At 74.0% G+C, this 10,776-nt stretch carries 9 protein-coding genes and 1 pseudogene; 6 read left to right on the top strand and 4 right to left on the bottom strand.

The genetic code is table 11. The features are described 5' to 3' along the window. Positions 1 to 328: 328 nt before the first annotated feature. On the bottom strand, positions 329 to 1,045 hold the full coding sequence (locus D3105_RS28795) for a cupin domain-containing protein (protein ID WP_118905887.1): 717 nt from the start codon (positions 1,043 to 1,045) through the stop codon (positions 329 to 331). Between the two features lie 239 nt (positions 1,046 to 1,284). On the opposite strand from D3105_RS28795, the gene D3105_RS28790 reads away from it, so the two are divergent. From D3105_RS28790 to D3105_RS28775, 4 genes are all read left to right on the top strand, one after another. After that, on the top strand, positions 1,285 to 2,370 hold the full coding sequence (locus D3105_RS28790) for a WD40/YVTN/BNR-like repeat-containing protein (RefSeq protein WP_118905886.1): 1,086 nt from the start codon (positions 1,285 to 1,287) through the stop codon (positions 2,368 to 2,370). 67 nt (positions 2,371 to 2,437) lie between these two features. Continuing rightward, positions 2,438 to 3,115, top strand: a complete 678-nt coding sequence (locus D3105_RS28785; protein ID WP_118905888.1) for a uracil-DNA glycosylase — start codon at positions 2,438 to 2,440, stop codon at positions 3,113 to 3,115. Continuing rightward, entirely contained in the window at positions 3,112 to 4,239 is a 1,128-nt protein-coding gene (locus D3105_RS28780) for a BadF/BadG/BcrA/BcrD ATPase family protein (RefSeq protein WP_240647058.1), read from the top strand. The genes D3105_RS28785 and D3105_RS28780 overlap by 4 nt, the downstream gene beginning before the upstream one ends. Positions 4,240 to 4,395: 156 nt before the next feature. Then, entirely contained in the window at positions 4,396 to 5,325 is a 930-nt protein-coding gene (locus tag D3105_RS28775) for a sirohydrochlorin chelatase (RefSeq protein ID WP_240647057.1), read from the top strand. Here D3105_RS28775 and D3105_RS28770 read toward each other — a convergent pair. The 3 genes and pseudogenes from D3105_RS28770 to D3105_RS28760 all read right to left on the bottom strand — a co-directional run bounded on the left by D3105_RS28770 (position 5,234) and on the right by D3105_RS28760 (position 8,407). Next, positions 5,234 to 6,295, bottom strand: coding sequence for a lactonase family protein (locus tag D3105_RS28770; protein ID WP_118905885.1), 1,062 nt, complete (start codon positions 6,293 to 6,295; stop codon positions 5,234 to 5,236). The genes D3105_RS28775 and D3105_RS28770 overlap by 92 nt on opposite strands. A gap of 154 nt (positions 6,296 to 6,449) precedes the next feature. Further along, positions 6,450 to 6,760 (bottom strand): annotated as a pseudogene (locus tag D3105_RS34995) (hypothetical protein). 150 nt (positions 6,761 to 6,910) lie between these two features. Further along, entirely contained in the window at positions 6,911 to 8,407 is a 1,497-nt protein-coding gene (locus tag D3105_RS28760) for an FUSC family protein (RefSeq protein WP_118905883.1), read from the bottom strand. 321 nt (positions 8,408 to 8,728) lie between these two features. Here D3105_RS28760 and D3105_RS28755 point away from each other — a divergent pair, with 321 nt between their 5' ends. Both D3105_RS28755 and D3105_RS28750 read left to right on the top strand, forming a co-directional pair. After that, a complete protein-coding gene (locus tag D3105_RS28755) occupies positions 8,729 to 9,238 on the top strand; it encodes an Lrp/AsnC family transcriptional regulator (RefSeq protein ID WP_118905882.1) in 510 nt (169 codons plus the stop codon). A gap of 305 nt (positions 9,239 to 9,543) precedes the next feature. Next, positions 9,544 to 10,776: serine/threonine-protein kinase (locus D3105_RS28750; protein WP_240647056.1), on the top strand; the 1,233-nt coding region annotated here is incomplete at its 3' end.

The following is a 10,776-nucleotide window of genomic DNA, read 5'->3' as shown; positions in this document are numbered from 1 at the left end:
GGGCCGTCGTCCGGGGCGGTCGGGGCCGGGCCGCCCGCTTTGGCCGTGGCCGACCTGTGCTCGTCCACGGTGACCGCGACCGGCACGGGGTGGCCGTCGGCGTCCGTGATCCCGGTCCCGCTGCTCATCGTCGTCTCCTCGGTGTGCCAGGCCCTGTCCGGCCCTGGCTGTTCCTGACCGCCGCCTGGCCGTCCCGGGGCTTGTCCGGGCCTCTGTCCGGCCCCGCCACCCCAGGATGTCAGCATCCGGACGCCGGGCGTGCGCGCGGGCCCGGTGCCGGTCGGGGCGGCTCGGCGATGCGGGCACGGCTCGGGCCGACCGGGTGGGCTCAGGTGCGGTAGACGTCCAGGCGGCCGCACATGCCGAACCTGCCGTACGCCGAGGGGCGTTCGGCGTGGACGCGGGCGTCGGCGAGGTGGCCTGCCTCGCCCCGGTCCAGGGCGTCGAGCTGGCCGGCGGTCGCGGCGGCGGCCGTGGCGGCCCCGTTCTCCCAGCGGGTGCGCCACTCCCCCGCGCGGGGGCGGACGAGCGCGGCGGCGGCCCGGTGGAACGCGGCCAGCGGCTCCGGATCGCCGCCCTCCACGGCCTTCCGCAGGGCGAGGAACCCTTCGACGGCGAGGTCGCGCCGGGCCCGCGCCGCCTTCTCCTGCACGGCATCCCCGGCATCCACCGGGAGCGCCACCGCCGCGCTGTAGTCGTCCGGGTCCGTCAGTCTGCGGGGCGGCAGCGTGAGCACGGCGTCGCCCGCCTCGGGCAGCCCGCTGTTCTGCATGACCACGATGAGGCGCAGCCCGTCCTCGTTGACCAGGCGGTGGATGGTGCCCGGGGTGAACCAGACCAGCGCTCCGGGCGTCAGCGGTGTCTCCCGGTACCCGGCCGTCGTGAGGGTCTGCACGGAACCGCTGCCGCCGACCACTACGTACCCCTCCGAGCAGGTCAGGTGGAGGTGCGGGGTGCCCCCGCGCAGTCCGTCGGCGGCGGGCCAGTCGTAGACGGTCAGGTGCGAGACGGCGACGGCGCCGGGCAGTCCTTCGAAGGTCACCACGGGGGCTCCTGAGTCTCGGCGGCACGGTCTCCCGACCACGTCGAAAGCGCTTTCTACGACTCTCGGACGCTAGGGCCGCCACCGGACCCCGGTCAAGGGAGCCGCGCTCGTGGACCACGCCGCGGGGTGCGCGGCCGAGGCGGCACCACAGGCGGCGGGCGTGTGCGCGAGCCGCTGTCAGTGGCCGGGTGCAGACTGGCACTGTTCCGGCACAACGGCGTATCGGGAGGTCCAGAACCATGACCGATGTATTGCTCACCGCAGGCACCCGCAAGGGTCTCTTCATCGGCCGCAGGCGCGGCGGGGCCTGGGAGATCACGGGCCCGCACTTCAACGCGCAGGCGATCTACTCGGTGGCCGTGGACACCCGGGGGGACACCCCGAGAATCCTGGTCGGCGGGGACAGCGCGCACTGGGGTCCGTCCGTCTTCCACTCGGACGATCTGGGCGAAACGTGGGTCGAGCCGCGACAGCCCGCGGTGAAGTTCCCCAAGTCCACCGGGGCTTCCCTGGAGCGCGTCTGGCAGCTGCATCCGGCGGGCCCCGAGGCGCCGGACGTGGTCTACGCGGGCACGGAGCCGGCCGCGCTGTTCCGCTCCGAGGACCGGGGCGAGTCGTTCGAGTTGGTCCGGCCGCTCTGGGAGCACCCGACCCGCTCGCGGTGGGAGCCGGGCGGCGGCGGTGAGGGGCTGCACACCGTGCTGACCGACTCCCGGGACGCCAAGGCCGTGACGGTCGCCGTGTCGACGGCGGGGGTGTTCCGGACGAAGGACGGCGGGGCGAGCTGGGAGCCGTCGAACAAGGGTGTCTCCGCGGTCTTCCTCCCGGACCCTGACCCGGAGTTCGGGCAGTGCGTCCACAAGGTCACCCGGGACGCGGCCGACCCGGACCGGCTCTATCTGCAGAACCACTGGGGCGTGTTCCGCAGCGACGACGCCGGGGACCACTGGAGCGACATCGGCGCGGGGCTGCCCTCCGACTTCGGGTTCGCCGCCGTCGCGCACCCGCACCGCGGCGACACGGCGTACGTCTTCCCCATCAACGCCGACGCCGACCGGGTCCCGGCGGAGCACCGCTGCCGGGTGTTCCGTACGACCGACGCGGGGCGCACCTGGGAGCCGCTCTCCGAGGGCCTGCCCGACGGGGCGCACTACGGCACGGTGCTGCGGGACGCGCTCTGCACGGACGACGCGGATCCCGCCGGGGTCTACTTCGGCAACCGCAACGGCGAGTTGTACGCCAGCGCGGACGACGGGGACAGCTGGCAGCAGCTCGTCTCCCATCTGCCGGACGTCCTGTGCGTACGGGCGGTGACGCTCGGCTGACGGGCGGTCGGCCGGTGCACCGACGGCAGTTGATCGGAGTGGTCGTATCAGCAGTAGAGTGCGGGCCGTGGCAGCACGACCGTTGAAAGAGATCATCGAGCCGGGGTGGGCCGACGCCCTCGAACCCGTCGCCGAACGCATCGCCGCTATGGGCGACTTCCTCCGCGCGGAGATCGCCGCGGGACGCACGTACCTGCCCTCCGGGGCTCATGTGCTGCGGGCCTTCCAGCAGCCGTTCGAGGAGGTGAGAGTGCTGGTCGTCGGCCAGGATCCGTATCCCACCCCGGGACACGCGATCGGGCTGAGCTTCGCGGTGGCCCCCGAGGTCCGGCCGCTGCCGGGCAGCCTGGAGAACATCTTCCGGGAGCTGCACGGGGACCTGGGGCTGCCCAGGCCTTCCAACGGCGATCTCACTCCGTGGACCAGGCAGGGGGTGCTGCTGCTCAACAGGGCGCTCACCACCGCGCCGCGGCGGCCCGCCGCCCACCGGGGCAAGGGCTGGGAAGAGGTCACCGAGCAGGCCATCAAGGCGCTGGTGGTCCGGGGCACCCCGCTGGTGTCGGTCCTGTGGGGCCGTGACGCCCGCAATCTGCGTCCGCTGCTGGGCGACTACCCGGCGATCGAGTCCTCCCACCCCTCCCCCATGTCCGCGGACCGGGGCTTCTTCGGCTCGCGGCCGTTCAGCCGGGTCAACGAACTGCTGGAGCGCCAGGGGGCGGCGCCGGTGGACTGGCGGCTTCCGTGACGTACACCGTGTCGGCCGGCGATCCGGCCGCTCCCGGTGCGTATGTCCTCGGGGTCGACTCCGGGGGCTCCGGGCTGCGGGTGGCGCTCGGCCGGGTGGAGGAGCCGGGGCCCCTCGCGACGACGGTCTGCGCCGAGCCGGTGCGGACGGGTCCGGGCGGGATCGACGCCGGGCATCTGCTGGATCAGCTGCTGCCCGCCGCCCGGGAGTTGCTGGAGCGGGCGTCGGCCGCCGCGTCGGCCGAGGCTCGAAGCAACGGCGCAACGGCGTACGAGGTCGCGGCGGTGGCGGTCGGGGCCGCCGGGATGGCCACGCTGGGCGAGCGGTTGCGGGCGGAGCTGCCCGGCGCGCTCGCGGACGCCCTGGGGGTACGCCGGGTGGCCCTGGCCGCCGACGCGGTGACGGCCTACGCGGGTGCGGTGGGACAGCGCCCCGGCGCGGTCGTCGCGGGCGGCACGGGCATGATCGCCCTCGGTACGGACCTGAAGGAGTGGCACAGGGCCGACGGGTGGGGTCATCTTCTGGGTGACAGTGGCGGCGGCGCGTGGATCGGCCGGGCCGGGCTGGACGCGGCGATGCGGGCCCATGACGGACGGCGGGGCGGTTCCGCCGCGCTGCTGGACCGGCTGTGGGCCGTGTTCGGGCCGGCGGAGGCGCTGCCGGGGCTGCTCTATCCGCGCTCCGACCGGCCCGCCGTGCTGGCCTCGTTCGCCCCGGAGGTGGCGGCGTGCGCCGGAGCGGATGCGGTCGCCGCGGGCATTCTGCGGCAGGCCGCGGGTCATATCGCCGAGGCGGCGGCGGCCGTGTGCCCGGCGCCCGCCGAGCCGGACGGCGAGGTGGGCGAGGGCGACGGGACCGGTGAAGTGGCCCTGACCGGTGGCCTGTTCCGGATGGGTGAGCCGCTGATCGCACCCCTGCGCGAGGAGCTGGCGCGGCTGCTGCCCGGGGCCCGGGTGACCACCGCGACGGGCGATCCGCTGACGGGCGCACTCCGGATCGCGCGCGCCCTGGCGGCCGGGGACCTGCGCCTGCCGCACCACCCGACGATGCTGTTCGTGCCCCTGGAGCAGGAGCCCGGACAGCGCGGGAAGACAGCGGTCCACGACGAGCCCCGGCCGGAGTGACAGGGAGAAGAGCGGACGGGCGAATCGCCGGAACAACGAGCCGACAGACAGGGACACTCCGGTGGTACATCACTCATCGGACATAAGCGGATAGTTAACGCCCGACCTGCCCCTCCCCGAACAGAGGGGCAGGTAAAACCAGTAGCATGCGGCGCCATGAGCACCCCCACTGGGCCCGCTTCCGGCCTGCCTGTACGAATGCCGCGACCTCGCCAGTCCGGACGGCACCGCCGCCCGGAGCCCGTGGTCGCACCTGAGGGCGCTGCCGCGCTCGTTCTCGCCGTTCCCGGTACCCCTTCCTCGGCCACGCGCAGCCTGGCCGAGGAGGTCATCAGCATCGCGCGTTCCGAGCTGCCCGGCCTCAACGCCCGGATCGGCTACCTCGACGGCGACGATGCCGAGTACCCGACCCTGTCCACCGTTCTCGCCCACAACGCCGCCGAGCGCGTCGCGCGCTTCGAGCAGGCCGTCGCGGCCGGCCGTGAGGTCGCCGAGCCCACCGGTCCGTCCGCCGTCGTGGTCCCGCTGCTCGCGGGCCCGGACAGCGCGCTGATCCGGCGGATACGGCAGGCCGTGATGGACAGCGGTACGCAGGCCGAGCTGACCGATGTGCTCGGCCCGCACCCGCTGCTCGCCGAGGCCCTGCACGTACGGCTGTCGGAGGCCGGTCTCGCGCGCGCCGACCGCGCCCGGCTGTTCACCGTCGCCACGGCCGCCGACGGCATCGTGCTGGCCACCGTGGGCGGCGAGGAGGCCGTGCAGGCCGCCGGGATCACCGGCATGCTGCTGGCCGCCCGGCTCGCCGTGCCGGTGATGGCCGCCGCACTGGACGTGGAGGGCTCGGTCGCCTCGATCGCGCAGCAGCTGCAGGGCTCCGGCTCCGCACAGCTTGCGCTGGCGCCGTACCTGGTGGGCCCTGAGGTCGACCCCGGCCTGCTGGACGCCGCCGCGAAGTCTCCGGGCTGTGCCGACCGGGCGAGGGCGGCGTCGGCGGTCAGACGAGGACGACGCAGGAGACCGCAGGAACCTCGACGGAGCCCGCGTGCCGGGGGATGCCCGTCTCGGCGTCCACGGCGAACCAGCTGACGTTCCCGGAGTGCTCATTGGCCGCGTACAGCCACTGGCCGCCGGGGTCGAGGGTGAGGTCGCGCGGCCAGCGGCCGCCGCAGCCGACGGTGGCCACCAGGGCCGCCTTCTCACCGCTCTCGTCGAGGGTGAGCACGGAGATGCTGTCGTGCCCCCGGTTGGCGGTCCACAGGAAGCGCCCGTCGCGGGCGACGACCACCTCGGAGGGGTAGGTGCGCACCGCCTCGTCGGCCGTCTCGTGCTCGGGCAGCACAGGGGTCTCCCCGAGCACGTCGAGGCGGCCCGTCGCCGCGTCCCAGCGGCATACGGTGAGGATCGGCTCCAGCTCGCCCAGGACGTAGGCGAGGGCGCCCGAGGGGTGGAAGGCCAGATGGCGGGGTCCTGTGCCCGGGCGCAGCGCCGTCTCGCCGTGCAGTCGCAGGGCGCCGGTGGCGGGGTCCAGGGCGCAGACGCGTACGGAGTCGGTGCCGAGGTCGACGCTCACCAGCCAGTTCCCGGAGGGGTCGGCGAGGACCTGGTGGGCGTGCGGGGCCTCCTGGCGGCCGGTGTCGGGGCCGCTGCCCTCGTGCCGGAGCACCGAGGCCACCGCCCCGAGCGATCCGTCGGCGAGGACCGGCAGGGCGGTGACGCTGCCGGAGGTGTAGTTGGCGGTGACCAGGTGGTTCGCGGCGAGCGCGAGGTGGGTGGGCGCGTCCCCGTCGACAGCCTGTGCGGGGCCCAGGAGCGTCGGTACGTCCTCGTCGGCGGCGAAGGCGGCGGCGACGCCCGGGGCACTCTCCCCGACGGCGTACAGGACCGTGGAGCCCTCCCGGGGGCCGACCGCGAGGAAGGAGGGGTCGGGCACGGCGTCCGTGGACCCGAGCAGGGTCAGCGCTCCGCTCTCCCGGTCCACGGAGGCGGCCGTGATGCCGAGCCCGCCCGCCGAGGTGAACGACCCCAAGAATGCCCGCCCGGCGCTGTTACCGATCATCGCGCTGCTCCTCTTCACCGTCGCCGCGATCTTCACGGGCGACGGTAGCAGGCAGGCCGCTGCGGTCCAGACCAATCCAGGGGCTTCGTCGTGTGGGGCGGCCAGTCACTCGCGGGGTGAGCGACCGGCGCCTTCCAGCCGCACCGGGACGGGGTCAGTGGTCGTCCCAGTGGCCGTCGTGCGCCGCATGACGGTGGCCGTCGTGCACGTAGTCCAGGTGGTCGCCGTGGGGGACCGCCGCATGCCCGCAGCTCTCGCCGTGGACGTGGTCGTGGCCGGCGTGCTCGTGATGCCGGCGGCCTCGCACTCGTCCATGTGGCCTTCGTGCTCACGGTGCAGATGACCGTCGTGCACGTAGTCGACGTGATCGTCGTGAGGGACCGCCACGTGCCCACAGCCTTCGCCGTGTGCGTGGTCGTGTCCGGGATGGGGCTGGTGCTGCAGGGATGTTGCCACGCTGTCCATCTCCACATGCTCGGGCCACCGCCCGGTGGAGGACGGCGGCAGCGAACTCTCGCCTTGTTTTCTCCCCTTACGGGCAAGGCTGCCATGACGGACCTGAGCGGGCAAAAGGACTCTCTGGTCCGTGCAGGGGAAGTGCACCGCCTCCGGACGTCAGGCGTTCGTCGATGCCGCGGAGGGGGCGTGGCCCAGCGTGCTGACGAGTGCGGCTAGCGCTCGCTCCAGACCGTGCAGGTGGGCCAGGGCCGGGTCCACGGCGGCGGGCAGCTCGGGCAGGTGGAAGCCCCGGGCGCCCTCGGGCGCGGTCAGGGCCTCGACGGCCGCCTCCACCCGGGAGCACGCGGCCGACAGCCGCGCGTCGTGCGAGGCGTCCGGGTCGGCGGCGATGGAGGCCAGCCCCCGTACCTCCCGTGCGCAGTCGTCCAGCAGCGCGATCACCTGGCGGGCGCGCGCCTTGCGGGCCGGCAGCGGGCTCAGGGGGTGCACCAGCGGCGCGAGGGAGAGCCGGACCCGGCCGAGCAGCATCTCCAGCTCCGCGACGCGGGGGGCGGGGTCGGCGAGCGTCGACCCGGCGAGCCGGTCGGCCGCCTCGGCCGTGCAGGCGTGGACGCACCGCAGCGCCTTCTGGATCCAGGCGTCGGTGATGGCGTGGGTGGTGACGGGGAGGACCAGCAGCACGGCGAGCACCGCGCCGAGCGCACCGACGGCGGTCTCCGCGACGCGCAGCCAGAGCAGGGCGGCGTCCAGGACGCCCAGCGCGCCGTAGAGCATGCCGGCCATCACCGTCACGAAGAACATCATCCAGCTGTAGGAGACCGCCGCCGTGTAGAAGATGCCGAAGACGCCGATCGCGACGACGACGGCGGTCGGGACGGTCGCGCCGTCGAGCGGGATGGCCACGGCGAAGCCGGAGACGATGCCGATCACGGTCCCCAGGACCCGGCGGAAGCCGCGGACGAGCGTCTCGCCGCGGGAGGTGGTGTTGACAAAGACCCACCAGGTGGCGCCGACCGCCCAGTACCACCGCTCGTCGGACAGGACCTGCCCGATGCCGAGCGCGAAGGCCCCGCCCAGGGTGGCCTGGACGGCCTGCCGGGTGGTGATGCGCAGCCGGCCCCGGACCTCCGGCGGAGCGGGCTGAGCGGGGACGGGCAGCCGTCGCTCGTAGCACCACAGGCCGAAGCGCACGGTGGACGAGGCGGCCAGGGACAGCGCCACGGCGGCGTACAGCTCGGGCAGCTGACCGGGGACGGTGTGCAGGAACTGGGCGGCGAAGAACATCATGAACGCGAAGACGCCCAGCGCGTGCCCGCGCGGCCCCCATCGCCGGGCGTACACACCCGCCCCCATCACGGCGAGGAAGATCAGGTCCCGGGCGACGGGCTGGTCGTGCAGGACCGCCGCGACGGCGAGGACGGGCAGACCGGCGACGGGGAGCAGGGCGGTGGTGACCGCCTGCCCGCGAACCGTCGGGTCGGTCACGGTGAAGAGGGCGAGCAGCGCCGCGAGGCCGCCGGTGATGGCCGCCACGAGCGAATGCCCGACGAGCCCGCACAGCGCGACCGCGAGGCCGATGCCGACCACGGCACGGGAGGCGAAGCGCAGCCGGACCCGCCCCGGGTCCGGCGCCACGAACACCCTCTTCAGCACGCTTCCACCCCTTCCGCGTCGCCGCAGAACTCGCATGAAAAAGGCGCCGCGGAAGTCCGCAGCGCCATCGACGCCACCATTGCAGCATCCATCGGGCGCTTGGATCAAACCGGGAGGAATATGCTGTACCAATGGACCAGTGAATCGGTCGGAGAGTCGGCCACGAGCATGCCAACGGACCATCCGGGGATGCGTACGCGTACTCGGAGCCGCTGTGGAGCGGGGGCGTGCGTCTGTCGCCGCCTCGGCGGGCCGGGCGGACCTCTCACGCTGGGTACAGTCGGGGCCGGACAGGACGGGTCGGAAGGAGATCGGCGGATCATGGCGGTGGACGCTCTCGACACCCGGATCCTGCGCCTGCTGATCGAGCAGCCGCGCACCAGCGTCCGGGAGTACGCGCGCATTCTCGGCGTGGCCCGCGGCACCCTGCAGGCCCGGCTCGACAGGCTGGAGCGCGACGGTGTGATCACCGGCACCGGGCCGACCCTCTCCCCCGCCGCGCTCGGCCACCCCGTGCTCGCCTTCGTCCACCTGGAGGTCACCCAGGGGCATCTGGTCGAGGTGGGCGACGCGCTGGCGGCCGTGCCCGAGATCATCGAGGCGTTCTCGACGACGGGCGGCGGCGATCTGCTGACCCGCGTCGTCGCCCGGGACAACGGACACCTGGAGGACGTGATCCAGCGGCTGATCCAACTGCCGGGGGTCGTCAGGACCCGGACGGACGTGGCGCTGCGCGAGCGGGTGGCGCACCGGATGCTGCCGCTGGTGGAGTCCGTGGGGCGCGCGACGGGCGAACGGGACCGGCCGGGACCCGGGGCCGTTCAGGGCTGACCGGAGAGGTGTTCCGGCGGACGGCTCGGCGGACGGAGACCGCCCCGGCCGGAGCGGCTGCCGCGCACGCGGTCGGCCGGGACGCGTGGCGGGCCGTCAGCCGGGCCCGGCGAAGGGGCCGTCGGGGCATCCGGGCTCCGCCGGACCGATATCCTGATCATGTCGTTCGCCGCACCGCCCAGGACTCCGCCGGAGACCGGGTGCCCCGGGGTGCCGACAGCCGGAGCGGGCCACAATTCGAGATAGGTGTACAGGTGCTGGTAGCTGGTCGGTACCGATTGGTATCCCCCATCGGTCGTGGCGGCATGGGCGAGGTGTGGCGCGCCACGGACGAGGTCCTGGGACGGGCCGTGGCCGTGAAGCTCCTGTTGGGGGACCAGGCGGACGCCTCGTCGACCGCCCGCTTCCGGCTGGAGGCCCAGACCGCCGCCCGGCTGAGCCACCCGCACCTGGTGGCGGTGTTCGACTTCGGTGCCTGGGAGGACCGGTTCTTCCTGGTGATGGAGCTGGTCGAGGGGCAGAGCCTCGGGGACCTGCTGGCCGCCCAGGAGCGCGTCCATCCGGAAATGGTCGCCCGGATCGCCGGTCAGGCGGCCGCCGGCCTGGCCGCCGCGCACCGCCAGGGCATCGTCCACCGCGACATCAAGCCGGGCAACCTGATGCTGGACGCGGACGGTTCGGTGAAGATCGGTGACTTCGGGATCGCCCAGTTCGTCGATGATCCCTCGCCCGCGCTGACGACGGCCGGCCATATCGTCGGCACGAGCCTCTACCTGGCCCCGGAACGCGCGCTGGGACGTACCGCCGACTCCGCGTCCGACATGTACTCCCTGGGCTGCGTCGTCTATCAACTGCTGCTCGGGCAGCCTCCGTTCCGCTCCGACACGGCGACCGCGACGCTGTACCAGCATGTCGACACCCCGCCGGTCCCGCTGCGGCAGCGCGGTGTGGAGATCTCCGCCGCCTTCGACTCGTATCTGCTCGGGCTGCTGGCCAAACAGCCGGAGGAGCGGCCCACCGCACAGCAGGTCTCCGACTGGTTCCGCACCGACGCCTGGCGCGGCGGGCCGGAGCCCCTCCCCCAGCAGGCGCCCGCGTCGCACCGGGCGACCGCCCCCATGGCCGCGAAGCCCTCCCCTGCGGCCCCGCCCGCGCCGGTCGGCCCGACGACGTACCGGCTCCCCGGGCCCACGGGGCGCAGACGGCAGGCGCCGGCCCGGTCGGCTCCGGCCCGCCGTCGCAGTACCCGCGAGGCGATCCGGCGGCGCCCCAGGGTGGCCAGCGCCATCGCGGGCACGGCGACGTTCCTGGCCGCCGTGTACCTGGGGATGATCCTGTTCTCCCCGGAATCCAGCTCCGCCGGTACGCCGGACCAGAGCCCGTCGTCGGCTCCGTCGGCCCCCCCGGCCCCCTCGCAGGACGGCGGCGACGGCGCGCAGCAGCCGGACGGCGAACAGCAGCAGGACAACCAGCGGCAGGGCGGGGGCAGGGGCGAGGACGGGAACAGGGACAGGGACGGGGAGGACGAGCAGGACGAC

This window comes from Streptomyces globisporus (assembly GCF_003501885.1).
In the GTDB taxonomy this organism is placed as follows: Bacteria; Actinomycetota; Actinomycetes; order Streptomycetales; family Streptomycetaceae; genus Streptomyces; species Streptomyces globisporus_D.
Note: the sequence above shows the minus strand (reverse complement) of the source record. Positions and strands in the feature narration are given on the sequence as shown.